The following is a 26,840-nucleotide window of genomic DNA, read 5'->3' as shown; positions in this document are numbered from 1 at the left end:
TTGGGGGCGGAATCCCCGCCCCCCGCTGGATCACGTTATTCCGCGGCCAGCATCGACACACCTTCAGCAGGTAGGTCATCCGTCAGGAACGCGGGAAGGTTAGCTTCACTGACGCTGTCGGCCACTTCGGCATCAACATCCGCCCCCTGCCCTTCGGCACAGTCCTCACCGTCCAGCGCCACGAGATCGTTCCGGCGCAGGACCTCGGGCAACCAACCGCTGCCCTTGAGTAGGCGCTCGGCCTCACTGGCCATCTCGCCTTTCTTCAGGTGATCGAGGAGTTGGGCAGTCCCCTCCCCCTTCGCCTCGCGCACGGCCTCGAGGATGCGGGCCTTGGGCACACGGTTAAGATAGGTGTCGACCGTCGGCTCCCAGCCCGCCTCGACCATATCGAGACCTGTGGCACGCGCCACGAGATCGGCATGCGCCATCCGCCGGGTCAAACCGCCTACAGAGATGCCTGCCCCGTAAGGATTCACCTTCTCATGCAGAGCGTTGACACCGAAGCTGAGGCAATGCGCCAGCAGAGCTAGACGGCTGCCCTGGTCGAGGACCGTCAGATAGTCCCAGAGCGCCGCATCGTCGCCAAGCGGCAGATCGGCTTCCCATTCCGCGTGACGCTCGTCGACCAGCTTGGCCACCACGCTGTCCTTGAGATCGGGCGCCTGCGCCGACATGTAGACGTGACGCACGGATGCCTCGAGACAGCTGCCCGAAGCAGAGGAAGTGCGGAAGGTGTCCGTCACCAGCTTCAGAAGCAGCAGCGTCAGCGCGACATCCGGCGAGCGCCCGATCGCTTCACGCAAAGCCAGCGTCCGGTGTGCCGTCAACTCCATGACCAACCGCTCGGGCAGTGGCTTCAGCGCTCCGTCATCCTCATCCTCCGGCAGATCGCCGCCAATCGGCTGGCCACCCGACATGATGACGGTTCCGCCATGACCGGCACTGGCATGGCCATCGGTGAAATCACGATCAGCCCCCTGCCCCGCCACTGCAGGATCAGTACCATACTGGACCGCGGTCTCCTCAACAGGCTCATCCTCTGGACGCATATACCCGCGATAGACGGCCAGCGCGCCGTAGCGGTCGAGCGTGACGAACGCCCCTGCCCGCCCGATCTCCTCCGCGTCGAAGATCAACGGCCGGGTCTCGATCTTTTCCATCTCCGTTTCCAACACGCCAAGCCGCGTGTCGATTTCGTCGGGGATTTCATCCTGACCCGCGTACTCCTCTTCCAGCGCCCGGTACTCGTCGAGCAGCTTGGCATGAGCCGCACCTTCGTCATCCGTCATCGGTGCCGGATCACCGGACAGGGACCGCAGGCCGTGGCTGTAGCCGTAGGGCAGGTCAAGCGCGACCTCGATCCACTTCCAGCCCTCAACCGCAACCGTCTCAGCCTCGGCCTGGAGTTTGTCCACCACCAGCCGATCGAGCAGGGCAGGGTCCTCGAGCCAGCCACCGTCATCGCCCTGAAAGAGGTCATGCAACATCGTGCCGCCCGCCGCTTCATAGGCCTCAACACCCACAAAGACCGCACGTCGGTCGGACGCCCGAACCGAGGTCTCGGTAAGCATGCGCCGGATCTGGAATGGCTCCTTGTTCCAGGATGAATGGATCACATCCCAGACCTGAACCTGACGCGCGTGATCAGGGTTCACGGTGAAGGCCATGAGCTGCTCCAGCGTCATGCCATCCTCGGCATAGATCTCAAGCAGGGCAGGGGCAACGGAGGCAAGTTTGAGGCGCTGCTTCACGATCTGCGGCGTCACGAAGAAGGCCGCAGCAATCTCTGCGTCGCTCTGACCTTTGTCACGCAGGGACACAAACGCGCGGAACTGGTCGAGCGGGTGTAGGGTGACGCGCTGCATGTTTTCCGCAAGGGAATCGTCCTCGGCGAGGATCGCGGACCCCGCATCGCGTACGATGCAGGGAATGGGCGTGGTCTTTGCCAAACGCTTCTGCTTCACCAGCATGGACAATGCTTGGAACCGGCGGCCACCGGCCGGGATTTCGAACTTGCCGGTCTCGGTGCCATCGTCAGCCAACACGGGCCGTACGCTCAGGCTCTGCAACAGACCGCGGCGAGCGATATCTTCGGCGAGTTCCTCGACGGACACGCCAGCCTTGATGCGCCGCACATTCGACTGGCTCAGCACCAGCTTGTCGAAAGGGATATCCCGCGAAGGGGACAGAGTGATTTTCTGGACAGCTTTTGTCATCAGATCTTCTCCACGACGGGCGCCGGAAGCCACTCTACCGATCTCACTTCCCGTCACCCTCAAACCAACACTCCTTTCCCTCTCACGATCGTTCTTGACCGCGGTCAAGAAGTTCATGTGGGCGCAAGTTGTGTGCGTAGGATCCTTTCGAAATAGGCGTCAGGGTGTTTGATCGTGTCTGCTCTTGCTATCAGGTAGTCGAAGACGAGAAGCAGTTTTCCCGCGCCAGCTTTCTGGATGCCATACCGAAGTTCGTCTTGGCTTATTCTAAGCAATCGACCGAGGTCGTATAGAATGCGGGTAAGGGCTTCTCCTGTCCGCGGCGGTTCTGGGAAAAATCCTGCAACATGGGTGAAATCCTCCCATGCCATGCGTGCTGGGTCTCGGTTCATCGTCGGTTTGGTTTTTGCGGTTTGTTCACTGCGATTGACCGCAGAGGGAGCAATCTTTTTAATATCTTTTTTTATAGACTCTATGTGCCGGACATTTTGTCCGTTTGTGGCGGGCAGATCGTTGGATTCTGGTGCATAAGGTCGGTGTTCGATAGCTTGTAAATTATCTTCGGAACCAGCTTTTTCTGCGGCATGGTGTTCACCGTAGCTTGCGTCGGTATCGGCTCCGAGGGCTCTAAGTTCCGAGATAACGCTCAGGACTGCATCAACGGTTAATGTTGCTCGACGCAGGACATTTCTGATCATGTTGAGGGTAGAGAGCTTTGCGTCATCGAAGCGTGTCTGTTGGAGTAGCGAAGCTCGTAGGGCCAACGCCTCAGCCTTCAGTGAGCGCAAGCGCTCGCGTTCTTCGGTGAGTTGCAAGGCTTGCGTCGAGAGCGAGCCGTACCTATGGATCAAGGGCTTCAGGTCGATGCCGAAGGCATCTCTGATAACGCCTCCATACCGCAGCGGAAAGCGTTTGCCATTTGCTGAGTTCTTGCGTTCGATCAGTTCAGCAGCTGAGAGGCGTCCCAGGCTGCGTCGAAGTGTTCTCTCATCGAGTCCATTGGCGCGCTCTGACAGAGAAGCGTTCGATGGGAACACGACAGTGAGCGTAAGTCGCTGGCTGTCCTGAATCTCACGTTCTTTGCGGGGTAGGAAGCTAATGAGCGCGGTCAGAACGGCGAGGTCATTGGTTGTGAGACCGAGCTCCTTCCTCAGTACGCGAACCGGACCCAGAAGCTCGTAGGGGTTAGGACAGGGTAGAGATGTCCGTTCCGCCAGGGCGGTTGTTGTTTCAGTTGCATGTCTCATGGTGTTTCGGAAGAAAAAGCTTCCCCGTTCACCGCGAGCGGTGTTGAAATCGATTCGTTTTGGGGGTATCAATCAGGTGTCGAGACTGATTGAGGCCCTTCGGAAGCATCGCTTTCGGGGGGTCTTTCTTTTTCTAGCCGGTCCTCCTTTCGTTTTCTGCTCGTTGCTTTTGATGTCTTGACCGCGGTCAAGACACGGGGGTCGTCACTCTGGCCCGTCTTGACCGCGGTCAAGAAGCTCTATGACCAGTTTCCGGACTGCCTCCTCAACACGAGAAACAAGATCAGCGTCCACATCGATGGTGATGCGGTTGCCCTTTCGGCCGATCTTCACGCGCTCACTGGGGTGTGTCTTCTGCGTCGATGGTTTGGTGGCTGTCAGCAAGGTGACCGCCGCTTCAAGACGGTCGGGGCCCGGCATGTTGCGAGGGATTTCGCTGGCAACTTCTCGGGCTCTTGCAACGTCTTTCTCGCACAGCCTGAAAAGCTTTTCCCAAACCCGTCGACCAACGCCGTGTGCAGGTCCGATAGCCTGGATCAGTTCCATCGGGATGCCCGTAGCGATACGGTTCATCCGCGAGACGAGCGATTCATCGATCTGAAGCGCCCGATACGCGATCGTTTGAGCGTTCTTGCGCGTTTCGTCGGTTTTCCCAAGTTCTCGAATGATCCCGGCGACAAACAGAGCCCTCTCGATGAACGATGGATCTTGGCGCGCATTATTCTCTACGCCTTGGGCAATGAGAGCTTCCTCGTCGGTCATCTCCATGACCGTGGCGCGCACTTTCTGACCAAGTTGGCGACAAGCGAGAAGCCGACGGCGTCCATAGACGATCTCAAGCGCACCGTCCTGGGTTCGGCGAACCAGCACTGGAACCTTTTGACCGTGCTCGCGGATCGACGAGACAAGCTCATCCAGACCATCGCTTGGATCGATGCGGTCCATGACCGCGGACATCCGTATGGCGCTTGGGTCGATAAGCCGCGTGGCGTGTTTATCCTCTTCGAGCACGGATGCTTGTGCGCGAGCTACGGTCGGGCTCGTTCGCTTCACATCCAGATCCTCGTCCGAAGGCGGCGTTTTGCCCATCGCGTTCTTGAGTGAGTCCCCGAAGACCTTACGCGCCATGGCTACGCCCCCATGCTTTCAGGATTTCGCGTTCGACTTCGTCGGTCACGCGCGAGACGGACTCGATCGCGCGCTCGTAAGTCCTGCGGTTCACGTCGCGAGGTTCGACCTCGAAGATGCTCTGCTGGGTGTTCGCAGCATCACCCACGGCTGTTGATTTCAGGAACTCGGCAGACAGGACGGCATCCCCGAGGACTGTCCGAAGTAGAGACGAAATCTGCACCTGCGGACCATCCGTATTTTCGTAGCGGGTGATCAGAACTCGCACGAAGTTCAGTCCATGTTCCGGGGCGTGTGCCTCGACGACGCCCATTAGGTTGCTCGCCATGCCCAGAAAGCTCGCCAGCGACATGACATCGAGCATCGACGCGTTGAGCGGGATCAGGACCCCGGTCGATGCAAAGAGGGCAGAGATCACCGAGAAGTTCAGCTGCGGTGGGGTGTCAAATATCACCACATCATAGTGGTTGAGGACGGGCTCAAGCGCTTCCCGGATGCGGCTATGGAACGTGGTGGCGCCGTGTCTGAAGCTCAGGGCGACCTCGAACTCGTACTCCATGATGTCCATGGATGCCGGGATCAGATCCACGGTCGGGAAGTTTGTTTTGCGAATGATCTCTGCTGCGGGCAGTGGATCATCGGATCGGATAAGATCGTATGACGTCGGCATATCCGGATCCAGCTCGGGAGTAACCCCAAATAGGTTTGTCAGACTTGCCTGGCTGTCGAGGTCGATCAGTAACACCCGGTAGCCGCGCAGACCAAGTAGTTGCCCTACATGGGCAACAGATGACGTCTTGGCCGACCCACCCTTCAGGTTGAAGATCGTCAAGACCTGACAAGCCTCTCCCGGTCTTCTGTGCGGGTGTTCTTCTGGCTTGATCCTTCCAGTCTCGAGAAGTACGCGTTGTGCCTCGACCATCTCCTCTGCAGAGAAGCTACGGCGGTTGCCGCCCTCCAGAACTCCTTCGGGGAAGCCTTCGAGGTTTGACACATGATGGCGGAAGGTATTCTGATTAATGCGAAGAAGTTCAGCCGCTTCCCGCATGGCGAAGCGGCGGAGGCCCTTCTGAGCGTCCGGTGGGAAGGTTTCCTGCGCATGTTCACGCAACCGACTACCAAGCCGCTTGGACATGACTTCAAATCTCTGGGAGGCCCGTATCCCGTTCATCACTGCCCTCAAGTCTTTATTGTTTTGCAAAGCTTAACAGATATTGTGGATAAATCCAGACCAAACCGTTGAGCGGCCTGAGCGCGTTGAAGGCGCTGATTTCTGTCGACGGTAAACTGTTAAAAATCAGCGTCTTGGGCGACTGCGCTCTCACTTTACTTCAACACCTCGTTGCCAGCTACGAAGCGACCACAAGATGTATTGTGAGTGCGTACAGAAATCAGTCGGCAGAATCGGATGGACGATTCTCGGGGATCTCAGTCGAGCAACCCCAGCCTCTCGGCCCGCTCCAGCAGCATCTTCACCGACGAAGGCTGCCAGCTTGTCCGCCCGCGGGGCGTGCGCTCGCGCATTGATTCCAGCCGGGTGCAGATCGCCTGAAGCGTGATGTCGGGGTCCGCGCCCTTGATGCCGGCGACGATGGCAGGCAGGCGATCGTCGGTTTCGCGGCGCCCGGCGCGGGCCAGCACCTTGGTAGGCAGGAAGCCGTCGCGGACATAGGCCTTCACAGCGCGCAGCAGGCGGCTTTGGGTCCAGCGACGCGCCTCGGGCAAGGGGCTGTTGATGATGCGCACCACGTCTTCCCAGGCCAAGTCGGGCCGCAGGCGGCGGACATGGGGCACCCAGTCCTGGGCAGTCTCGTTCAGACGCTCCATGTAGCCGTCCTGTCGCGCCAGCCGCATCTTGCGAAGAGCAGCAGGGTCTTTGGCCCGCAGCCCAGGGTTGCCGCCCACGCGGCCCTTGGTGCGCGCAGATGCCAGCCCCGCCTTGGTGCGTTCCCGGATCAGGGCGCGCTCGAACTCGGCCGCGGCGCCCAGAACCTGAAGCGTGAACTTGCCTTGCGGGGATCCGGTGTCGATCGGGTCCTGAATGGAACGAAAGAACGCCCCCTTGGCCTCCAGCCGCTCGATCACCTCCAGCAGATGCGACAGCGACCGCGCCAGTCGGTCGATCCGAACGACGACCAGCGTGTCGCCCTTGCTGATCCGTTCAAGCACCCGCGCCAGCACCGGCCGCGCGCGATTGCCGCCCGAGGCCTGTTCTTCGTGGATTTCGGCGCAGCCTGCGGATTTCAGGGCCTGCGACTGGGGCAGGGGGGTCTGATCCTCGGTAGATACGCGTGCATAACCAATCAGGGGCATCAAAACAATCGTTTTGTAGTTTCATACATCGCTACTAAACGACCGTTTGTAAACAAATGCAAGGGCGCTCTCTGTGGCATTGCTCAACGGAAAGCCCTTGGTTTCCATAGGCTGAGCGCGATCAGAGAGCCCTCGCCGACCATCGCCCGCGCGTGCTATATAAGGAGCGTGAGCGCACTATGATAAAACCCTTGGGTAAAGTGCAAAATATCAGTATTTTGCACATATGAAACCTCAAGCGCCTGCTTTGCATGATGAATCGGATGCTCTCTTCCTCGATAATCAGGAGGTCGAGCAATCGTCCGATGACGATCTTTGGTTCCTGCCCGGTCCCATGGAAGAGGAGCCAGATTATCTACCCCCCGGACCACGGGCCGAACCGCATGAAGCCGAGGTCCTCGACGATTGGCGGAAAGCAGAGGCGGCTCATGCCGCGCGTCTTGCTCGTGTGGCCGGTCGCGTCGGCGCGCTGGACGACCGTTTGAAGCGCGGCCCGGAAGGATGGCGGCACAGGCTTGCGTTGATCGAGGCGGGAGACCTGAGCTGGTTCGCGGGTGACCGCATCGGCCCAGATCGGCTGGCACTCTGGATCTCCATGCGACTGTGTGGCGTACACGACGACACAACGGCGCTCGCGCGGGTCGGATGGGCGGTGCGCCGTCTGACAGGAGGGCCAGGCCCAGAGGTGGACATGTCTGCCTTCCTTGATCGCCGCGATCCCGAGAACCTGGATGATGAGGCCGAACCTTTCGCGGATCGCGCGGGCAGTTGGCTTGATCTGATGGCACAAGCCGCCGAGCTGCACCCTATAGCCCGTGCTTGCGCGGGTTATCACCTCTGGAGCCTCGCGGGCCTCGGGCAGCACGGCGACCGGATGGAGGCGGCGGTTACGGCGGCGCGGATCGCGGCCAGCGAGGGCAAGGGCGCCGTCTTTGCACCTCTGGCCATGGGCGGGGCAGGTGGGCTGCGTGCTGGCGGCTCACCCGCTGACCGTCTGGCGCGCTGGCTCGACGGGATGGAAACAGCATGCCTGACCGCGATGCGGCACCTAGACGATATTGAAGCGTGGTCAGTGCGGGCGGAAGCCGAGATGACCTCACTTTCGGGAAAGACTCCTCGCGCCTTGCGCGCCGTGTTGACCGAATGGCCCCTTGTATCCGCCCCGATGGCCGAAGCTCTGACCGGTGCCAGCCGCGCCGCCGTCCAGCGCAACCTCGCCTGGATGGAAGCGCGTGGTTTAATCCGCGAGGTGACGGGGCAGGGGCGTTATCGGATGTGGCGTGCCACGAACTGAAGGATGCGGCAGACTTCGCCGATCTTGTTGACGGCAGAGGTGTACTCCATAACCCTCGCGCCAGTAGGATGCGAAGAAAACCGTTTGCAGTTAATGCATTTGTTGCACTTATTTCATATATGGTGGTAGACAGCAGAAAACGGAGAGGAGACCACCATGAACATGTTGGCACACCGGCATCTTCCACCGACCCCGCAGGACGCTGCGATCGCGCGTGTCTCTGGACAGGCCTTGTCGCGCTTTGCGGCAGCCCGAGGACCCTTGAAGCTTCGCGTTACAGACGCGGAGCAGATGGAACCGATCGAACTTCCCGCCGGCGCTGTTGCGCTACTCATGGAGATCCTTGAGGCGATGGCAGCCGGTCGCGGCGTCACCATCATTCCCGAGAACGCCGAACTCTCGACAGTCCAGGCGGCAGAGGTGTTGAATGTCTCTCGGCCGTTCCTGATCAAATTGCTTGAGGATGGCAGTATCCCGCATCGGAAGGTCGGCAAGCATCGCCGTATCCGCATGGAAGACGTCATGTCGTACAAGGCAGCCATCGACAACGAGCGCGAAGCCGTCCTTGATCAACTGGCCGCCGACGCACAGGACCAGGACATGGGCTATGGCTCTAAATGAGCCAGTACACGGTCCTTTTCGACGCGAATGTCCTCTACCCTGCGCCCATGCGGGACGCGCTGATGCAACTGGCGGTCACGGATCTTTTCAAGGCCAAGTGGACGGCGGACATCCATCGGGAATGGATCGACGCGCTTCTACGCAATGAACCTCATCGGGACCGCGCGGCGCTGGAACGAACACGTGACTTGATGGACAGGGCCACACGCGATTGTCTGGTCACCGGCTATGAGGCCTTGGTGCCGGCCCTCATATTGCCGGATCCCGACGACCGGCACGTTCTGGCGGCCGCTATCGTCGGGCGCTGTGACGCCATCGTCACGCAGAACCTGAAGGACTTCCCACCAGAGGCACTTGCACCATTCGGCATCGAAACTCAGCACCCCGACGACTTTTTCCGGAACCAGCTTTCTCTCGCGCCCGGTCTGGTCTGCTCCGCGCTGCGAAAAGTTCGCGCCCGCCTCAAAAACCCGCCCAAGAACGTTGACGAATATCTGTCGATCCTGACGCAACAAGGGCTGGTCGCAACTGTTGCTGACCTGGAGCAGTTTGCCGATCTGCTCTGATTGGCGCCATCGCGGGTCTTGGCGTGCTCAACTCGTTTTGGCATTGCAGGTGCTAACCTCTCCATTGTCATCGCGCAATCTCCCCAGCCAATACAGCTCGACCATGCACAGCCAGCATGGCCGTGAACCGCTGGCATCCAAACTGGCGGATGACCTCGAGAACCCGCGCCTCATAAGCGGCCATACCGATCTTGCTACACAGGTCGGAAGCATGAAATTGGCGGTTTGTGCTCGGCGCGGCCTTGATCTGATCGCGTAACTCGCGCTCTCTCGGATCGAGCATCACCTGCGGTTCGGGCACTTCTCTTGGTCGAGGTGTAGCGCCTGGCGCGGTGCGCCATCTGCGCATGAAGCCGAGCAAAAAACCCGCTGGAACCTTCTCGTTGCCGCGCGCGCGGTTGAACGCAAGGAAGCGATCCCAGATCACTTGCGTGTCGACATTCCAGCATGGAAGCACGGTCTTCGCAGCCTTGATCAAGTCGGCCCAGCATGTCTGGAACACGTTCGAAACTGCATTAATGTTGATATGTCCTGAGAATACAGTTTTGTTATAATCTTTACTAGATAGTGATGTGTCGTCTCTACCTGACGCGACATCTTCGATCTCGCCTTCTTCATCAAAGGCTGTGAAGCGAAAGAGCCACGGTGCATACTTGCCATTGGGCTTTTGGCGGGTGAGTTGCAGCTGGGAGGCTTCGAGTTCAGTCAAGAGCACGGTCAGATACTGGCGCGAAACGCCCGTTTTTTCTGCGAGCGCAGATAGGGTGAACGCGGCTGTCCCGCGTGACAAGCCGTTGTAGCCTTCCTTCCAGGCGATGCCATCGAGGATGATCGTTGCCAACTTATGGGCGGATACGGAAAGCACTGTCTGTGTGATCCGTCGCAAGATCAGGCCGGTTGTGGGTTCCATGGTCGGTTTCTCCTGAGAGAGCCGAGGCCATGCCGTGAGGTAACAACACTTTTGCCAGCAAAACAACTTTGCTGGTTGCAGAGGTTCGGACAGTGCGCTAGAAGAACCTTGTTCACGGGTTTTTTTCTAGCGCGGCGTCAGGTTTCACGGTCTGGCGTCGTTTCCCTTTTTGGGGTCGGTGCACGGTCTCTGGTGCAGGGTTTATCGGATACGGGCCGGCGCCACGCCGCCCCGCGCAGGGTCAGTAGCGGACCTCTTCGAAGCCGTAGTTTCCCTCGTGGTCTCGCCAGTCCACGAAGACGGAACGGTAGCTGATCGATCTGCAGTGAACGGGCTCGGGAAGTTGCGATGCTACAGGGACATCGGCTACGCTCGACCGTGTCCAACGATAGTCGCCTTGCACCCCATATGAACCGAGGCGGGTGCTGTCGTAACGGTTGCAATCGCCATCCCGGTTTTCGCGCTGGCTGAACTGGATGTGATAGACGCGAATGCTGCGAACGAAGTCGAAGGCATCGCCTGAGATGTCGATGTCAGCCTGTTCTTCTGCCTGCACTGGCAAAAAGAGCGGCGGGTCTTGCGGCACGCTGATCTGAGGCTCAGTTCGGAAAGCGATGTCGTAGAGCCGTTCCATCGGCGAAAGCGGGACAGGGGCGCTGAACGACACTCCCATCGGGCATCGCCAGATCTGTAGGGGCGGCTCGATCGGCCACGGTGTAATCCGCCGAATGAAGACGGCCCGAGCATGGGCGCAAGGCGCCGATGCTGGCCAGCCTCCGGCAAGGCAGAGCAAGATGGCGCAGTCAACCTGGTAGGCTTGCGCCTGCTCGACTGAACCGATGAGGCTCGATACGGTGATAGCAGCGGCGGCTGCCGCGCTTCGGACCCTGTGCTTCATGACGCCGACTCCCACTATAATGGTGCCGCGATACAAAACAACACGAACGATAGCAAGGCGATTTCATCGTTACGTTATGGGGCCGGCAGATTTGACCTGTTCCGAAGCAAAGCGATGAGGTTCCAGACGTGTTCCGCTCAGACCGGACATTAGTGGGTGGCGTTGTTAGGGTCGGATCAGACTAAAGCTACCGAACTCTAGCCAAATCAGCTTGAAGCTGTCACACTGAAGAATATTTCGCTTGACAGGAACAAATTAAGAACACTACGGGGTGCAATGTTTGAACAGGTAAAACCGAAACTATGAGGGTGGTAAGTTACGTGGCCTGCATCATCGGGGGTGCGGTTCTCTGCTACCTCCTTTTGTCGCTTGGTGTCGTTGACGTAGTCGACGGAGTGCCGGGCACGATGCAAGAACCCGCAATCGCACTGCCCACATATCTCGGATTTATATCTGCGATGATGACAGCGGTAACGGCGGTGTTGGCTGCGGTCGCTATCGGAATTGGCGTTGTTGCCTTCTTCACTTTTGGCGGGATCAAGAACGAAGCTCAGAAGGTCGCCAGTGAGAGGGTGATCGAGCTAGTAAACGAGAAACTGTCGGACGAAGCGATTAAGGCACGCATTGACGAAATCGCATTTGGACAAGGGCCGCGTGGTGAACTGGATGAAGACTTTGATCCAGACGACACGGGCAACCGCTAGGGAGGGAGAAACCATGACTTCACGTGAGTACAAGCGAATTGAAGGGCCGGCCAAGGAAATCCTTGACCGGTATCTTACTGAATATCCGGTAAAGCTGGGGCAACTTGCAAAAGACCTGGGCGTTTCCATCAAGGTGTCCAGCATGGGCACCGGCATTTCTGGTCAGATCATGAAGGAGGACGATCACTACACCATTCGTGTGAACCGGCATGAGGCGCGTGAGCGCCAAAGGTTCACGATCGCGCACGAGCTTTCCCATTTCTTCCTGCACAAGGCTGTCATTGACAGCTCGCCGGAAGGGATCAAGGACAACGTCCTATATCGCTCTGGGGAGCCTGAGCGTATTGAGTATGAGGCCAATCGTCTGGCAGCGGATATTGTTATGCCCATGCCGCTTGTCGAACAAGTACTGCGCGACGAGTTCAACGGCGTAGTCACAGAGGCTACGATAGAAAGCCTTGCAGCGCGGTTCCAAGTATCCAAAGCTGCAATGGAAATCCGTCTATCGACTTTCGCAGAAGCATGAGTGAGTGAACCATGGTCCTAGAGAACAAGAGCTACGTTCCAACTTTGGCTATCCGCGCCAGCGAAATGAACGGGCTTGAGTTCTTGCCAGGGGCTACGAAAGACAGGATGTCGCCCTGTATTCTGCTCGCCCCTTGGGCCAACTCCCTCACCTTGGACCGGGCGATTGACCGTGTTGAGCGGGCATTCCCTAATCGCAACTATTTCCTAGATATTGACCGCGACTACCAATTCACGAACCTTGAAAGCGGGCCGCAGCAGGAACTGGCGCGCTTGATGGAGCCGGACAACGCCTACGCGAACTGGGTCGAATTCGTGGGGCGGCATGAACGTATATGGCCCTGTATTCAGTCCAGAGGACAGGGTGAAGCAGACCTAAGACGACAAATCGAGGCTATCCAGGAGCTGGGCCGTCCGTATTGCATGAGAATCGTGCGGGATCGGTTTCCGAGCAACATTCAAGAAATCGTTGCGGCCTTCGCCGCTGGGGGCGCTGCCGACTTCGCGATCATCTTAGAAGGAGGCTGGACTCGGGACCCATTGACTCTTTCGGTGTGGTTCGAGGGCGTTATTGCCGAAAGCCTGCAAGAGATTGATGCGGCTGTACCTGTGGTACTTTCGTGTACTTCCATTCCGAAGATGTTCTCTGCATTTAGCGGCATCACGCCGGTTCCATTCAGCAACCGCCAGCTAATCGACCAAATCTCGCGCAGGTCCAACCGTGCGCGTATAATCTATGGTGACTGGGGGAGCACCCGCCCGCGCGAAGAGGGTGGTTTTGCAAGCCGCCCATTGGACCGCATCGATTACCCAACGGACGGCGCTTGGTACATCGTCCGGAACAAGGATGAAGAGTGGGACTTTGAAGCGGCCGCTCAAGAACTGATCGAGAATAGTGACGTCTGGGTCGGTGACCTTAATGTCTGGGGTGAAGAGATGATCTACCAGACCACCATCAACGAAGAAATTGGCATCGATACGCCACAGAAAAACGTAGCAGCGCGGGTGAACATCCACCTTCATCGACAGGCATTCCATGGGACCGGTAACATTGGCGGAATGAACCTTGATGAAGATTGGGAAGACTAGGAATTCCGCTCCAGTGGAAGTTTCCCGGCTCTCCTTATGAGGTCATGGTTTCAAGAGATCCCGTTCATCTTAATCCGTAAAGCTTCCGACCAGTCTTTCAGCGCCTGAATATCGGCCATGATCTCTACCGGCTCTGGCGGCTCCGGATCATGCCCGCGGGAGGGATCGTGCGCGTCAACGAAGTCACAGCATTTCTTGAACCCGCTTTGGAAGCCTTGCACATCGGCATCTTCCAGAGCTGTCACGCGTTTCAGGTTCTTGGTGTCGATATAACCACGGTGACGCATCACGACATTGGCAAACACGATGTCCTCCAGCGCCCGTTCCCAAGTCGCCCGCAGGCGACTGTAAAGGGATGACACTTCCGTTTTGTAGCCTTCGTCATCATGCGCCTCGAACAGGCGCTTGGCGGCGCGCGCCTCCTTTTCGAGCTTGTCGATCCGGTCGCGAATGCTCGATGCTGTCCATGGCAAGTCCTTGTTGACGATGCCGACGACATCCTGTCCCCGCGTTAGATGTGCAAGCGCTATCGGCGTATTTCGCTTCGAGGCCAATTGTGCCAGATCGTTGACGAAGATCATGTCATGCGTGAACACGATGACCTGCCGCTCACTGGCTTCCTTGGCCAGGCGCTTGGCGACTTTAGAGCGCCAGCGATGATCCAGTGACGAAACCGGATCGTCGAACACCAGCGCCGACGTATGTGACGCGTTGGCTAGTTCGGTAAGGTACGAGGCCAGCGCGACACAGGTCTGCTCGCCCTCGCTCAGCACATCATGCACCTTGGCTTTTGGGTTCGCGTAGAGCTTCACCTCGTATTGGGGGGAACCAAACTTGCCCCCCGAACGCACGACCTCGACCCGCACGCGATTACCGGCCAGCGCGACAATCTCTTGTTGAAACCGGTCGCGCATGCGTGGCGTGATCAGGTTATCGGCAATCTCGTTTCCGAGCCGCGTGATCGCCGTGGTGGCAGTATCGCGCAAGCAGTTTTCAGTGCGCTTTAACTCTGCGAGCCGCGCGATCTCTGTTTTCACGATATCCAGCAGCTCGCGACTTTGTTTCCGATCCTGCAAATCGGCCTGTTCGTTGAGCACGGCTTCCCGCGCTTCGCCGCCGGATGCGTCATCGAGAGAAGCCGCATAGGCGCGTGTCTGCGCGGCTTCGGTGTTTACGGCCTCCGCGCCAGATTCAGGCAAAGCCAGCGGGTTCGGCACATCTTCGCCGGAGAGCTGCGCAAGCGTCTGGACCTGCACACGCCGCGCAAGCGCGATAAATCTCAGAACTTGTCTTGCGAGCGTGAAGTTACCGGCCTTCAAGTTCCGATAGGCCGCAGAGACCTTGTTGATGTGGACGGCGACATCGCGGAATTCTTTCTCCGCTTCCTTGAAGGTGCGCTCGGCCTCAGCCGCTTTGGTTTCCGTGTCCTTCTTGATGAAGTCCTCAAAGCCAAGCATCCGCGCGGCGGTGGGCTCGTCGATCTCCTGATGGCACAGAACGCAGATATCTCCTGGCGATGGTGGAAACACCGCCCCAGCTTCCTTCGCCACTTGCGAATATGATCTGGCGGATTCCCAGAGAGTCCGCCACACGGTTTCACCAACGCCCTCAAGCGCTAATCCGGAAAACGCATCATGCGCGGCCGTGTTCGCGGCCGTGCGCATGTCATCAGCACTCTTCTTCGTAGCATACAGCCCCTGAATGGCCTCGTCATTCAGCGCCTGCTCAATTCGCTTCAAATAGGATGCCAGTTGATCAAGCTGGTTCGCGTAGTCACGCTGCGCTTTTGCCGCGACGGCGGGGTCTTGGGCGAGATCAGCTTGCAGCTTGGTCAGGCGCGCTTCGTCCGCATCCGAAAAGGGTGTCTTGGGCGTTATGGCCGCGATATCGGTATCATGCTGAAGCGAAGACAGGGCTTTGCCGAGCGCCGAGCGGCTAGACCAGGTCGGGTTGGCAAAAACGGAGTTGCGCTTTTGCTCTAATGATTCTTTCTCGCTTGTCAGGCGCGTTTTGATTTCCTGACAGACACCGGCGAGGTCATCCGGAATATCAAGACCGAAGGGACGAAACCAAACCTCGTTTTTCTTCTGAACGTGTACCGAAGCCGCGTCACGGTCAAAGACCGTGATCGCGGAAAGCGTCTCGGCGGACCCGCCGTCATCTTCCCACGCGACGGTTTCTGATGCGCCGCCGGTACGGGTGATTTTCAGATCGGCCTTTGCTGTTCGCGTCGGGGAAGTGCTGTAAACATCGGGCATGATTTCGCCGGCATGCCGTGAGCGGCAAGCCTTCTTGAGAATCCGCGTATAGCCGGATTTTCCGGTACCGTTCTGCCCGTAAACTATGGTCATACCCGACTCCTCAAAATTCAGAGTCTGGCCGGTGGCGAGCTGGTTTACACCGGAAACATTTGTGATGCTGGACAAGGAAATCGACTCGCCATCGCCAGGATCAATCGGCAGATGGTCCTTCGAAAGTGGCTTCGCCACTAGCGTCACCGTGGCATCGCCATGCTCTTTCTTGCAGAGCGCCAGTAACTCCTCGAAAGCCTCTTCATCCGGATAACCGTTCAGAACAATGCGGCGCAGCGCATCGCGTTGCCATAATGGACGGTTCTCCGACCAAACCAATAGACGTTTGGGGACAGTGTCATCGCCTTTGCCTATGATCGCGCTGTCCGACATCACCGTATTAATCTTTCTAGCAAAATGTAATCTTCAACATCAAAGGGCTCCAAAGCTGGGTCAATAGCGAAAGCTCATCCCTTTGTTAGCAGTTGGAATTGCCAAAGACGCTTAAGGCCATTGTATGTCGATACATCCACGATGCGAATGCCAGCTTGCGCTGGTAGGCGCTTGATAGCTTTCAAGTCCGGCGAATGTAGGCAATCCGCCCTTCGCAACACTGTTCTACCTACGGCTTCAGCACAACCCCAGCCTTTCTGCCAATCCTTCAAATCCTGGCGCATCGGCATACAGTTTCTCGAACTCGCGCCGTGCCTGCGCCTTGCGACCTACCTCTTCATAAAGCAACGCGCGATCATACCGGATCTGCTGAAGCAGGCGCTTCGGGCGGTCCTTGCGGCGGCGGCCAGCGCGGGTCAGCACCTCGATGGCTGCGTCGGGCAGGCCACGGGCGGCGAGCGCTCGAGCCCGGTAGAGCAGAATGCCCGTGTCGATGGGCGTCTCATTCTGGGTTGCGACGGTCAGGGTGATCACCCGGTCCAGCAGGTTTTGGTTTTGAGGTGTGTCGAGCGCGATCTGGACAAAGGACAAGAGCACTACGGGATCCTCAGGCGCGATGACCAGCAGCCTCTCGAGATGATGCGCCGCGCCTTCGGCGTCCGCGCTCGCCTCGCACAGTTCCACGAGCGCAAGCCGTGTGCCGCGCTCGGTGGGGGAGATGTGCGCATAAATGCCATTGGCGATCGGCAGGGTGATTTGGGGCGAAAGATCATATTTCTTGAACAGCGCGCCGAGCCTGTCGTCCGCCGCAACCGCGCTTTCCAGATGCGCGCGCGCCTGCGCGAATGCCTCCCGCTTCAAGCGCATCATGCCGGCCATCCAGGCGGCGTCGGACAAATTGCTTGCGGCTTCCAGCTGTGAGAGTGCCGCATCCTCATCACCCTCATTGAGCGCACGCAGCCCGTCTATGAGCGCCTTTTCCTCGGGTGGAGTCACGAGCCTTCGGAAAAACCCGAGTGATAGCTTGTCCCGCGTTGGGGTGGCTGCATGCGCGCCCTTGCGGTCCTGGATGGTGTAGAAGAGGCCCGTTCCCGGCAGCCCGAGTGTGGCGCGGTTTCCACGGGGGCTGACGGTGTATTTGGCACCACGAGGACCGAACGACAGAGATGCCGTCGATTTCGAGAGGTTCAGCGTCACCCCGGGCGCAAGACGGATACGTTGCCAGAAACGCAGTGACACGGGGCGTAGATCCTTTCGGTAAATTGGCCGGAGACGAACTCTGATTGAACCGCATGGCCGCCGCATAGGCAACCGATGCGTGCGGCCTTGGACGTGATCCAGGCCGAACATGCTCCAACAAAATCATCAATGTATCATCGGCACAGGCTCAAGGCCGCCCAGTGCCTGCGGGAATGGGGCTACTCGACAACTTCGATGAACCGCCCGTATTCCTCGCTCACTTCTCCGGCCTCAATAAAGGCGCGAGCGCGCTCCTCGTCAATGCAGCGGAAATACTCCTGCACATCGGCGATATAGGCCTCGAAATCCCCCCGGATGAGGTCCGCGTAGGTGCGCATGTCCTCTTGAGACTGGGGAAGAAACGGTCGCTCAGGGGAAATGCAGGCAGCAGCTGGACCGGCCGCTCCCACGCCCAGGACCAGCAGCATAAAGGTTACATTGCGCGCACAGTTTATGTGCAGGGCAAAACTCCTTTGCCGCCTTTAAGATTGTCGATCTGTCGGGTATCACTCTTATCGAAGCAAGGCGATCTTCGTCAAGTCGTTATTATTGTCTTGCTAACGTTTATGTTGTCTTGTATCGCCCACGGTGTTTCGAACCCGTGGGACCGGTACTGCACCTCAGGCAGGAAAGGACCCAAGGGAAGGCCATGATAGAAGAAGCACCGAATGTGGTTACAGAAGACGGATTGCGCGGCCTGCTGGCCGAACACTACCTCATCGAGGTGGTCTGCAAGGATGGCGCTGAGAAACGCCATAACAGTTGGTACGGCACATGGGTCATCCGTGCCGTTGCTGAGGACGGGCGTGACGACAAGATGCTCGTCACCAGCCGTAGCTATCTCAAGGTTCGCGAGTTCAAGACGATTGTCGGTCTTGTCAGCTTCCTTGCCGACATGGGTTGCACGACCGCCAGCATCCCGCTCATCGAAGGCGCCCGCGAGCGCCATGCAGCACCCGGGCGCACGCCCGAGCCACGAACCGGCCCGGTTCTGGTCAAGGACAACTGACCGCGCATTTGCGCTCGTCGTTGCATTGGGTACAGGTGTTTGTTCAGCACCCCCGGCCCTTGCCGACGGTTTCATCTTCCAGGTCAGCCCCGATGGCCGACTGATCGACATGGCCGAGATCACGAGCAGCCTGCGCTCGTTCACCGGTGACGATGCCCAGACTGGGCCCCTTCCAGATCGCCTCTTTCTCTTTGCAGCACCGCAGTCCGGTGGGGATGATGCTCCCCCGAGCGATTTGACGGCTGCCGCAGCCGTCGCCCCGCGCGCGGTCCGCGCCTCCCCCGAAATCCTTCACGCCATCGAGACCGCAGCGCTGCGTTACGGCAGCCATGACGCTTTGCGCCGGGCGGGTCTGTCGGTCTCCGATTGGGCGCTGTTCTACCGCGCCAATATCGAGGTCGAGAGCGCCTATAACCCGCGTGCGCGGAGCCCAGTCGGGGCCATCGGGCTCGGCCAGCTGATGCCCGACACCGCGCACGATCTCGGCGTCGATCCCCATGACATCGCCCAGAACCTCGATGGCTCGGCGCGCTACCTATTGATGATGCTCGAGCAGTTCGGCGATCCCGCGCTGGCGCTCGCTGCCTACAATGCCGGTCCCCATGCGGTCACCCGCCATGGTGGCATTCCCCCCTTTCGAGAAACCCAAGGCCATGTGGCCCGTGTGACAGCCGTGTTCCAGCGGCTGAGAGGAGACCTTTCGTGACGTCCAAACCTTCCATTGTCGCGCTCGGCGCGATGGCCCTCATCGTCCTGGCAGGACCGGCGCTTGCGCAAAGCATCGACCTCTCGCCCGTACAGACCCTGCTGCAAGGCATCGTCGATGCGATCACTGGCCCCTTGGGCATCGTGATCGGCACGCTCGCGCTGATCGGCGTCTTCCTCTCCTGGCTCTTCGGCATCCTCGATTTCCGCCAAGCGCTCTGGGTCGTGGTTGCGATCGCGGGCATCGCCGCGGCGCCCACCATCGTCGCAGCAATCTGGACGACCTGAGAAGCACCCATGTCCGACCAGTCCCGCGTGTTCATCGGCCTTCTCAGGCCGCCCAAGCTGATGGGCTTGCCGATCATGTACGCCATGGTCTGGCTCTTCGGCTCGACGCTTCTGTTTCTCTGGGTGCAGAGCTGGGTGGTGGCTGTGTTCGCGGGGCTGGCCTGGCCGACGCTCTGGAAGGCCGCGGACTGGGATCCGAACTTCCTCGACGTCCTGGTGATCACCTTGCAGGAAACCCCGCCCACGGCGAACCGCAAACTGCACGGAGGCGACAGCTATGCCCCGTGATGGAATTGCCGATGGCGTCGCAGACGCCCTCGATCCGCTGACCGCGCTGCCCGCATGGGTCAAGGGCGAGAAGCGGCTCTCGTCGATGCTGCCCTATGTGAGCCTCGTCACCGACCGGACGATCCGGACGCGGGGCAACGAGTTGATGCAATGCATCCGGCTTGAAGGGGTGAACAGCACCACGAGCGAGGATGCGCATCTCGACCGGATCGGCGGGCTCCTGGCAGGCATCGTTGCGCAGGTGGGGACCGAGTTTTCCTTCTACCTGCACAAGGTCTCAAAAGCGGTCGATGTGACCCTGCCGCCCATCTCGGGCGATGGGTTCGCTGCCGCGGTGGACCAGCGCTGGCGCTCGCATCTGGGCGGGTCGGGCCTGCGCGACAAGACCCTGACCCTGACCGTGCTGAAGCGCCCCGAGACAGGCAGCCGTCTGCCCTTCGGTCTGGGGGCGTCCCGTGCCTGGAATGCTGCCGACACGACACGGCGTCTGCGCAAGCTCGACGAGGTCGTGGGGTTTCTGCTGTCGTCCTTCGATGAACTGAAACCCCGGCTGCTTGCCGCCAGCAGTGGCGAACTTCTGGGCTTCCTCGGATCTCTGAACACCGGTGAGGAGCACCCGCTCTTCCCGCGGTCGCGCCTCGGCGTGATCGCCGAGGATGTCGCCAATACCCGCGTCACCTTCTGCGGCACGACCATTGCGCTGTCCGATGGTGCTGTCGGCAACAAGCTAGGGGCGATCTTTGCGGTGAAGAACTACCCTGCCAAGACCGACAGTCTTATGCTCGACGAGCTGAACCTGCCTGTCGACATGGTGGTCACGCATTCCTTCGTGCCGATCAACGCCAACATGATGGCGGGTCGCATCAAGCGGCAGCTGCGCCTAATGCAGGCCGCCAATGACGGGGCGGTCAGCCTCGCGCAGGAACTGGAACTCGCCCAGGACGATCTGGAATCCAAACGCCTGATCTTCGGCGAGCACCACATGACTGTGGCTGTCTATGCGCGATCCCAAACCGCGCTCGACGACATCGCGGCCGAAATCCGCAACATCTCCGCGACCTCTGGCATCAACCTGATCTCGGAAGCCTTCGGGGCGCGGGCGCATTTCATGGCGCAGCATCCGGGGAATACCGGAGCGCGCAGCCGCAAGGCCGCGATCACGAACCACAACTTCGCCGATCTCGCCACCTTCCACCGCACCCCGCTTGGCAAGACTGGCCGGGAAGTGCCCTGGGGCGTGCCGATCACGCTTTTCCCGACGCCTGAGCGCAGCGGGTTCCGCTTCAACTTCCACGAACAGGGCGCACCGGACCGCGAGCCTACTGGCGGGCACACGCTGATCCTCGGCCGCCCGGGTTCAGGCAAATCGGTGCTGGCGGCTTTCCTGATGACCATGGCTCGGCGGGCAGGCGCGCGGCTCTTCGTCTTCGACTATCGCGCTGGCATGGAAATGGCCGTCCGCGCGCTTGGTGGTAGCTATTCGACCGTGCGGGCGGGACGGCCCACGGGCCTGAACCCACTGCAGACCGAGATCGACCCGCGCGGTCAGGCCTGGCTTGCCGACTGGCTTGCAAGCCTCCTCGAGCGCCGCGATCGGCCGTTGACCCCGGTACAGACCAACCGCCTGCAGGAGGTCGTGCGCCAGAACGCCAGTGCGGGGAACGCGGGTTTGCGCAACTGGTCGGACTTCGCCTCGCTCCTCGTCTCGACCGATGACGAGGGCGATCTGTTTGAGCGGATGCAGGAATGGACGGCCGAGGGCCGCTACGGCTGGATTTTCGGGGCGAACACAGACGACACGTTCCAGATCGGAGGCAGCACCGACGCTGATGTCGCGGGCTTCGATCTGACCGGCATTCTCGATTCCGAGAGTGAGCGGGAACGCATGGCGGTCCTGTCGTACCTGTTCCGACGGGTCGAGCGCGTGATCGAGGACCGCAAGCCCACGATCATCGTGATCGACGAGGCCTGGAAGGCCCTCGACAACGCGTATTTCGCGGAGCGGCTCTCGAACTGGTTGGTGACCGCGCGCAAACAGAACGCCGTCGTCGTGATGATGACGCAGTATGCGAGCCAGCTCGATCGCACGCGGACCGGCAAGACCATCGTGGAAGCAGTGCCGACCCAGGTGCTCCTGCCCAACATCCGCGCCTCCGCCGCTGACTACGCGATGCTCGGCCTCAGCGAGAAAGAACTCGATGTGCTTCTGGGCGTCGGGTCCGCCTCGCGGCTCGCGCTCGTGCGCGATGACCGGGGTTCCGTCGTGATCGACGCCGATCTGAGCGCCCTCGGCCCGCTCGTGACCATCCTGGGCGGCATGGAGAAGGGCGAGGCCCTCGTCGGCCCTGATTACCGCGAACGACAAGATTTCTGGAGAGTGACATGACCCTTACCATGATCCGCAGCGCCGTGCTGCTTGGCCTTGGCCTGAGCCTGACAGCCTGCGCGCAGCATAACCCCGCAGAGGCCAATTGCTTCAACTTCCGCGATGCGCCCGCACGAGGTGCAACCGCGACGACCACGATCTCGACCATGGGGGCCGCCGTCACGCGGCGCGACACGGCGTGCGATTTCGTGATGCTGGGGGCGGGCGGCTAAGCCGATGCGGACCTGGCTCCCCCTCTCGATGGTCAGCCTTGCGCTGGCAGGTCCCATGGCGGGGCCAGCGGTTGCCCAGGGCGTGCCGACCTTCGACCTGCGCCTCTTCGCAGAGCGGCAGGCGATCGTTCAGCAGACCGATCGCGACCTGGCGCTGCAGCAAGACCGGCTCAGCCGGGAGGAGGAACTGGCCGAGATCGAGCGCCAGCAACTCGCCTCGCTAGAGGGGCTGATGGATGCCATGTCCCTCGGCTCGGGCGATGTGGCTGGTACCGTGGTCGGGCTTGAGGCAGGGCAAGGGGTGGTTGGTGACGTCGAAAGCGCAGCCGCCAGCCTCTACGCGCCCGAGGACAACAATCCGGCTGCAGCCCGGATGTTCGGCGATGCCCGGGAAGGGATTGAGGAACTGATCATCCGCGCGGCACGTGACACGCACGGGCTGCCAGGCGTGAGCCGTGCGGGCCTTTCGCTCGTGCAGTGGCGCTGCCTTCTGCAGGCGCTGATCTGGCAGGAAAGCCGGTTCCAGATCGGAGCCCGCTCCCCCGTGGGAGCCTTCGGCCTCACCCAGATCATGCCCGGCACGGCGGGCGATCTCGGAATCTATCCGGCCTATTACGACGATCCCTGGCTGCAGGTCACGGGGGGCGCGCGTTACCTCGCGCAGATGCTGAACATGTTCGATGGCAACATCATCCACGCGCTCGCGGCCTATAACGCGGGCCCGGGCAACGTGCAGAATTACGGCGGCGTCCCACCCTTTGCGGAGACGCAGCACTACGTCGTGGTGATCCCGCAGCAGTACAACAGCTATCTCGCCGCCGTGGGCGGTATCGATGCGCTCGGCACGATCGACCCGGTCCTTCTGGCGAACGCGAGCTTCAGCCTCTCGGCCCATGGGGCGGGGGTCTACGGGGATTACTCGCTGGTCTCGGTCCGCGCAGCTGCCTTGCGGGTGCAGGATATCATCACCCGCATCGGCGAAACCGAAGACCTGCACGAGGCCATCGCGCTCAACACCTATGCGCGCGCCGAACTGGCCCGCCTGGTCGCGATACGCACCCGGATCAAGGCCGCCCACACCCAACCGCTGAGCGAGGAACAACTCGCCATGGCGGCGGCCCAGGCCGCGGAGCGGCAGTTCATGGATTTCACTCAGGAGAATTTGCGATGATCCGGCGCTTGTACCGTTCCCTCACTACCACCGCCGCGACCCTCGCGCTGACCACCGCCCTCGCGGGGCCCGTCACTGCACAGGGCGTGCCCACGGTCGACACCCAGAACATCGCCCAGGAAATCCGTCAGCTTCAACAGATGCTGCAGGATTTTGGAATCCAGACTGATCTTCTGGACAATGCGCTGGCGCAGCTGGACCTCCTGCAGCAGCAGTTCGATCAGCTCGAGGAGATGTATGCCTCGCTCACCGGGCCGCGCAGTATCCTTGGCCTCGCGATGGGCGGAGATCTCGACGGACTCCTCCAGGCGAACTTCGAAGATATTCCGGGCCTGATCCGGGGCATTCAGACAGGCGATTGGTCGAGCTTGATCGGACCCAACGCAGGACCCCTGCGCACCCAGATGGAACAGGCGCTGGCCAGTGCGGGCTTCGACGAGGACACGCTGCGCGAGATCGCCACCAGCGGCAATCCAGGCGCGGAAGGTGTTGCGACCCGCGCCACGACCGGCGCCGTGATGTCGGCCGCCGCACAGAACAGCCACGCTGAGGCGGCCCAATCGCTGGAGCGCGTCGAGCAACTCGTCTCCCTGATCCCGGACATGGAAGACCTGAAGGCATCGATGGACCACAACACCCGCGTCACGGCGGAACTCGCCATCGCCATGACGCGCATGTGGGAGCTGGAAGCGATCCAGACCCTTGGCGCTGGCAACGCCGGTGTCGTCGATGCCGCGACCATCGCCGAAGAACGCCGCTACATGGACTTCACCCTGCCGAGCTTGCGGCCATGAGCAAGGGTCCCGACATGACGGCGGGCATGAGCGCGCGCGAACTCGTTGAGGAGGAACTGATCCACGGCGCACTGCGCCGGGAGCAGCTCTGGCGGATGATCGGTCTTGGCGGGGCGGGCTTTGGGGTCTTCGGCTGCCTTGCCGCTGCAGCCGTTGCCCTGATGGTCGAGACACCGCCGCCGGTCGTCGTCCCCTATGATCCCGCGACTGGTCTGGCCTTGCCCAATGCCACGGTCGAGACGGTGCGGCTTGCTGAGCGACCCGCCATCATCGAGGCGCAGATCTATCGCTACATCCTCGACCGCGAGGCCTACAACCAGCTCGACAACGATCTGCGCGTGCGCCGGGTGCTGGCGCAATCCACCGGGGCGGCCGAGGCCAGCATGCGCGCCATGTGGACCTCTGGGCAGGAAAGCTATCCGCCGACCCGCTATGGCCCCGCGGCCGAGATGGCCGTCGAGATCGCCTCGATCACGCTGATTGGCGAGAACCGCGCGCAGGTGCGTCTCAGAAAGCGCCTGACCAGCCCGCAAGGGGCACAGGACGGATCCTTCACCGCAACATTGATGTTCGCCTTTCAACCCGAACGGACCCGCTCGATCGACGATGTCTGGCAAAACCCCTTCGGCTTCACCGTCACCCAATATGCCATCCGATCGGACCGTTCCGAATGACCTCTGTTCCAGTTCTCACATCCGTTCACGCGCTGCTGATCGCCAGCGCCCTGGTGCTTTCCGCACCCGCAGCCTTTGCCGAGACCACGCCGCGCCCCGGACCCCATGACAACCGCGTCCGGATCGCGACCTGGACCGAGGGGCAGGTCTACCGCGTTGTCACCACCCTGACCCGCGTCACCACCGTCGAATTCGGCGAGGGCGAGACGATCCGCTCGATCATCGCGGGCGATACGGTGGGCTTCCAGTTCGATGGCGTTCCGGGCGGGCGCGCCTTCGCGATCAAGCCTGCCGCCTCTGGTGTCGCCACCAACATCACCGTCTACACGAACCGCCGCTCCTACTACTTCCACGTGGTCGAGGCGCGCGAGACCCCGCATTACGTGGTTCAGTTCCGCTATCCCGAGAGCCGCGTTCAACCGGCCCGGGCGGTCGCGGCAGAGGCGCCGAATGCGAACTACGCCGTCAGCGCAAGCGAGGAGTTCACACCGACAGCCATCTGGGATGACGGCACCTTCACGTATTTCCGTTTCGCGCGGAACGCGCCGGTCCCGGCGATCTTCCGCTATGCGAATGGTGGCGAGCGGGCGGTGAACAGCACGGCACTCGAGGACGGCGTCATCCGCGTCTCGGGCGTGAACCGGCAATGGGTGCTGCGCCTCGGCGAAGACGAGGTCTGTGTTCAGGATATGGGTGGGCCCACATCATGAGCCAGGACACCGAAGACCTTGCCGCGCGCCTTGCAGCCCTTGAGGCGACGGGCGACAAGAAGCGGGCGGTCACACGTCCATCCCCGCTAACGGCGATTCTTGGCGTGGCCGGGATTGTGGCCGTGGGGGGGCTTGCCTGGGCCGCCCTTCAGCCGTCACCGGAAGCGCCCCTGCCGACCGCAGCTCCCGAAGAATTCCAGACCGCGGGATCGGGCTTCGGCGACCTGGCCCCCATGCCTATCGCCGAGCCTGCGCCGCCGCCACCGGTCGAGATCGGCCCCTCCGCGTCGGAACTGGCGCTAATGGAGAGCCTTGCCACGTTGCGTGCTGAACTCGAAGACCTGCGCGCGCGGCCCGTCGAGGCATCGGACAGCGGGGCAGAACAAGCCATCGCAGACCTCACGGCGCAGATCGCGGCGCTGCAGGAGGCCTCGACCGAGGCGCAGCGCGCGCTCGAGCGGCAATTGACCGAACGCGACCGGGAACTCGACCAGCTGCGCATGGATCTTGAAGTTGCACGGCTGACCCCGCCTGCGCCCACGGACCTCGGACCGAACGAGGAGGATCTGCGGCTGGCCGAGCTTGAACGCCGCAGGATCGCTGAAGCCGAGGCGCGCGCCGAACGCATCGCCTCGCCCATGATCGCGTTTTCTGGGATGGGGGCGGGGACCGACCGAGAGAACAGCCTCGAGGCAGCGCGCTTGAATGAGGACGAAGCCTTCGTGCGGGCAGGCGCAATGCCCGCCCCAGTGACGCGGGCCGAAGTGATCGTGAACCCCGGCAACACCGTCGTGCAGGGCACGATGATCCAGGCCGTGACCGAGACGGCGCTGGACAGCACACTGCCCGGCGCGATCCGCGCCATCGTCTCCGAGGACGTTCATTCCTTCGACGGCACGCGGGTCCTGATCCCGCGTGGCGCGCGTCTCGTGGGGCGGTACCGTTCCGATGTGGCGCTCGCGCAGTCGCGGGTCATGGTAGCCTGGGACCGCATCATCCTGCCTGACAACCAGACCGTGGAAATCAGCGCCTTCGGTGGGGATGAGCTCGGTCGCACCGGCACCACCGGCTTTGTCGATACCCGCTTCGCGCAGCGCTTCGGCTCGGCCGCGCTGATCTCGCTGATCGGGGCCTTGCCCGCAGCCGCCGCTGGACAGATCGAGGAT

At 60.8% G+C, this 26,840-nt stretch carries 27 protein-coding genes; 17 read left to right on the top strand and 10 right to left on the bottom strand.

Features of this window, described 5'->3' with window-relative positions:
• Positions 1–35: 35 nt before the first annotated feature.
• The 5 genes from AC2FNA_RS22035 to AC2FNA_RS22015 form a co-directional block, all read right to left on the bottom strand.
• Complete coding sequence (locus tag AC2FNA_RS22035) at positions 36–2,219, bottom strand: ParB/RepB/Spo0J family partition protein (RefSeq protein ID WP_496830269.1); 2,184 nt, start codon at positions 2,217–2,219, stop codon at positions 36–38.
• A 113-nt stretch (positions 2,220–2,332) separates the two neighbouring features.
• The gene (locus AC2FNA_RS22030) at positions 2,333–3,466 is read right to left on the bottom strand and encodes a helix-turn-helix domain-containing protein (RefSeq protein ID WP_496830267.1); all 1,134 of its coding nucleotides are present in this window, start codon (positions 3,464–3,466) and stop codon (positions 2,333–2,335) included.
• A gap of 204 nt (positions 3,467–3,670) precedes the next feature.
• Positions 3,671–4,594, bottom strand: coding sequence for a ParB/RepB/Spo0J family partition protein (locus AC2FNA_RS22025; RefSeq protein ID WP_496830265.1), 924 nt, complete (start codon positions 4,592–4,594; stop codon positions 3,671–3,673).
• Complete coding sequence (gene repA, locus AC2FNA_RS22020) at positions 4,584–5,729, bottom strand: plasmid partitioning protein RepA (RefSeq protein ID WP_496830263.1); 1,146 nt, start codon at positions 5,727–5,729, stop codon at positions 4,584–4,586. Before repA ends, AC2FNA_RS22025 begins: the two co-directional genes overlap by 11 nt.
• A 293-nt stretch (positions 5,730–6,022) precedes the next feature.
• The gene (locus tag AC2FNA_RS22015) at positions 6,023–6,907 is read right to left on the bottom strand and encodes a recombinase family protein (RefSeq protein WP_496830261.1); all 885 of its coding nucleotides are present in this window, start codon (positions 6,905–6,907) and stop codon (positions 6,023–6,025) included.
• 226 nt (positions 6,908–7,133) lie between these two features.
• On the opposite strand from AC2FNA_RS22015, the gene AC2FNA_RS22010 reads away from it, so the two are divergent.
• The 3 genes from AC2FNA_RS22010 (at position 7,134) to AC2FNA_RS22000 (ending at position 9,388) form a co-directional block, all read left to right on the top strand.
• Complete coding sequence (locus AC2FNA_RS22010; RefSeq protein WP_496830259.1) at positions 7,134–8,201, top strand: hypothetical protein; 1,068 nt, start codon at positions 7,134–7,136, stop codon at positions 8,199–8,201.
• A gap of 156 nt (positions 8,202–8,357) precedes the next feature.
• Entirely contained in the window at positions 8,358–8,822 is a 465-nt protein-coding gene (locus AC2FNA_RS22005) for a helix-turn-helix domain-containing protein (protein ID WP_496830257.1), read from the top strand.
• Entirely contained in the window at positions 8,819–9,388 is a 570-nt protein-coding gene (locus AC2FNA_RS22000; RefSeq protein WP_496830255.1) for a PIN domain-containing protein, read from the top strand. Before AC2FNA_RS22005 ends, AC2FNA_RS22000 begins: the two co-directional genes overlap by 4 nt.
• Before the next feature lie 67 nt (positions 9,389–9,455).
• On the opposite strand, the gene AC2FNA_RS21995 is transcribed toward AC2FNA_RS22000, so the two are convergent.
• Together AC2FNA_RS21995 and AC2FNA_RS21990 are read right to left on the bottom strand one after the other, a co-directional pair.
• Complete coding sequence (locus AC2FNA_RS21995) at positions 9,456–10,298, bottom strand: hypothetical protein (RefSeq protein ID WP_496830253.1); 843 nt, start codon at positions 10,296–10,298, stop codon at positions 9,456–9,458.
• A gap of 241 nt (positions 10,299–10,539) precedes the next feature.
• Complete coding sequence (locus AC2FNA_RS21990) at positions 10,540–10,932, bottom strand: hypothetical protein (protein ID WP_496830251.1); 393 nt, start codon at positions 10,930–10,932, stop codon at positions 10,540–10,542.
• A gap of 584 nt (positions 10,933–11,516) precedes the next feature.
• Between AC2FNA_RS21990 and AC2FNA_RS21985 the strand changes: the two genes are divergently transcribed.
• The 3 genes from AC2FNA_RS21985 to AC2FNA_RS21975 are packed head-to-tail and all read left to right on the top strand — an operon-like array spanning position 11,517 to position 13,514.
• Positions 11,517–11,900 (top strand): hypothetical protein, encoded by a 384-nt coding sequence (locus AC2FNA_RS21985; protein WP_496830249.1) that lies wholly within the window; start codon positions 11,517–11,519, stop codon positions 11,898–11,900.
• Entirely contained in the window at positions 11,863–12,426 is a 564-nt protein-coding gene (locus AC2FNA_RS21980) for an ImmA/IrrE family metallo-endopeptidase (protein ID WP_245904425.1), read from the top strand. The genes AC2FNA_RS21985 and AC2FNA_RS21980 overlap by 38 nt, the downstream gene beginning before the upstream one ends.
• Positions 12,427–12,437: 11 nt before the next feature.
• A complete protein-coding gene (locus tag AC2FNA_RS21975; protein ID WP_496830247.1) occupies positions 12,438–13,514 on the top strand; it encodes a beta family protein in 1,077 nt (358 codons plus the stop codon).
• Between the two features lie 50 nt (positions 13,515–13,564).
• On the opposite strand, the gene AC2FNA_RS21970 is transcribed toward AC2FNA_RS21975, so the two are convergent.
• The 3 genes from AC2FNA_RS21970 to AC2FNA_RS21960 all read right to left on the bottom strand — a co-directional run bounded on the left by AC2FNA_RS21970 (position 13,565) and on the right by AC2FNA_RS21960 (position 17,775).
• Positions 13,565–16,198: an AAA family ATPase gene (locus AC2FNA_RS21970; protein WP_496830245.1), complete on the bottom strand. Its 2,634-nt coding sequence runs from the start codon at positions 16,196–16,198 to the stop codon at positions 13,565–13,567.
• A 237-nt stretch (positions 16,199–16,435) separates the two neighbouring features.
• A complete protein-coding gene (locus AC2FNA_RS21965; RefSeq protein ID WP_496830243.1) occupies positions 16,436–17,437 on the bottom strand; it encodes a DUF4236 domain-containing protein in 1,002 nt (333 codons plus the stop codon).
• Positions 17,438–17,616: 179 nt separating this feature from the next.
• Positions 17,617–17,775 (bottom strand): hypothetical protein, encoded by a 159-nt coding sequence (locus tag AC2FNA_RS21960; protein ID WP_496830241.1) that lies wholly within the window; start codon positions 17,773–17,775, stop codon positions 17,617–17,619.
• Positions 17,776–18,086: 311 nt separating this feature from the next.
• Here AC2FNA_RS21960 and AC2FNA_RS21955 point away from each other — a divergent pair, with 311 nt between their 5' ends.
• From AC2FNA_RS21955 to AC2FNA_RS21905, 11 genes are all read left to right on the top strand, one after another.
• Complete coding sequence (locus tag AC2FNA_RS21955; RefSeq protein ID WP_047997718.1) at positions 18,087–18,446, top strand: hypothetical protein; 360 nt, start codon at positions 18,087–18,089, stop codon at positions 18,444–18,446.
• Positions 18,385–19,152: a lytic transglycosylase domain-containing protein gene (locus AC2FNA_RS21950; RefSeq protein ID WP_496830239.1), complete on the top strand. Its 768-nt coding sequence runs from the start codon at positions 18,385–18,387 to the stop codon at positions 19,150–19,152. The genes AC2FNA_RS21955 and AC2FNA_RS21950 overlap by 62 nt, the downstream gene beginning before the upstream one ends.
• On the top strand, positions 19,149–19,439 hold the full coding sequence (locus AC2FNA_RS21945; protein WP_100196091.1) for a TrbC/VirB2 family protein: 291 nt from the start codon (positions 19,149–19,151) through the stop codon (positions 19,437–19,439). Before AC2FNA_RS21950 ends, AC2FNA_RS21945 begins: the two co-directional genes overlap by 4 nt.
• Before the next feature lie 9 nt (positions 19,440–19,448).
• On the top strand, positions 19,449–19,727 hold the full coding sequence (locus AC2FNA_RS21940; protein ID WP_496830236.1) for a VirB3 family type IV secretion system protein: 279 nt from the start codon (positions 19,449–19,451) through the stop codon (positions 19,725–19,727).
• Positions 19,717–22,113 carry a VirB4 family type IV secretion/conjugal transfer ATPase gene (locus AC2FNA_RS21935; RefSeq protein WP_496830234.1) on the top strand — a complete coding sequence of 799 codons (2,397 nt, stop codon included), beginning with the start codon at positions 19,717–19,719 and terminating at the stop codon, positions 22,111–22,113. The genes AC2FNA_RS21940 and AC2FNA_RS21935 overlap by 11 nt, the downstream gene beginning before the upstream one ends.
• Positions 22,110–22,325: a hypothetical protein gene (locus tag AC2FNA_RS21930; RefSeq protein ID WP_496830232.1), complete on the top strand. Its 216-nt coding sequence runs from the start codon at positions 22,110–22,112 to the stop codon at positions 22,323–22,325. The genes AC2FNA_RS21935 and AC2FNA_RS21930 overlap by 4 nt, the downstream gene beginning before the upstream one ends.
• A 4-nt stretch (positions 22,326–22,329) precedes the next feature.
• Entirely contained in the window at positions 22,330–23,496 is a 1,167-nt protein-coding gene (locus AC2FNA_RS21925; protein ID WP_496830230.1) for a lytic transglycosylase domain-containing protein, read from the top strand.
• Entirely contained in the window at positions 23,493–24,290 is a 798-nt protein-coding gene (locus tag AC2FNA_RS21920) for a type IV secretion system protein (protein ID WP_496830228.1), read from the top strand. Before AC2FNA_RS21925 ends, AC2FNA_RS21920 begins: the two co-directional genes overlap by 4 nt.
• A gap of 26 nt (positions 24,291–24,316) precedes the next feature.
• On the top strand, positions 24,317–24,964 hold the full coding sequence (locus AC2FNA_RS21915; RefSeq protein WP_496830306.1) for a VirB8 family type IV secretion system protein: 648 nt from the start codon (positions 24,317–24,319) through the stop codon (positions 24,962–24,964).
• Positions 24,961–25,674, top strand: coding sequence for a TrbG/VirB9 family P-type conjugative transfer protein (locus AC2FNA_RS21910; protein ID WP_496830226.1), 714 nt, complete (start codon positions 24,961–24,963; stop codon positions 25,672–25,674). Before AC2FNA_RS21915 ends, AC2FNA_RS21910 begins: the two co-directional genes overlap by 4 nt.
• Positions 25,671–26,840 (top strand): TrbI/VirB10 family protein (locus AC2FNA_RS21905; RefSeq protein WP_496830224.1); only part of this gene is annotated, 1,170 nt, incomplete at its 3' end. The genes AC2FNA_RS21910 and AC2FNA_RS21905, both read left to right, overlap by 4 nt.

The organism is Ruegeria sp. YKSD163, from assembly GCF_059612905.1.
The sequence above is the reverse complement of the archived record's forward strand: the minus strand, read 5'-3'. Positions and strand labels throughout refer to the sequence as shown.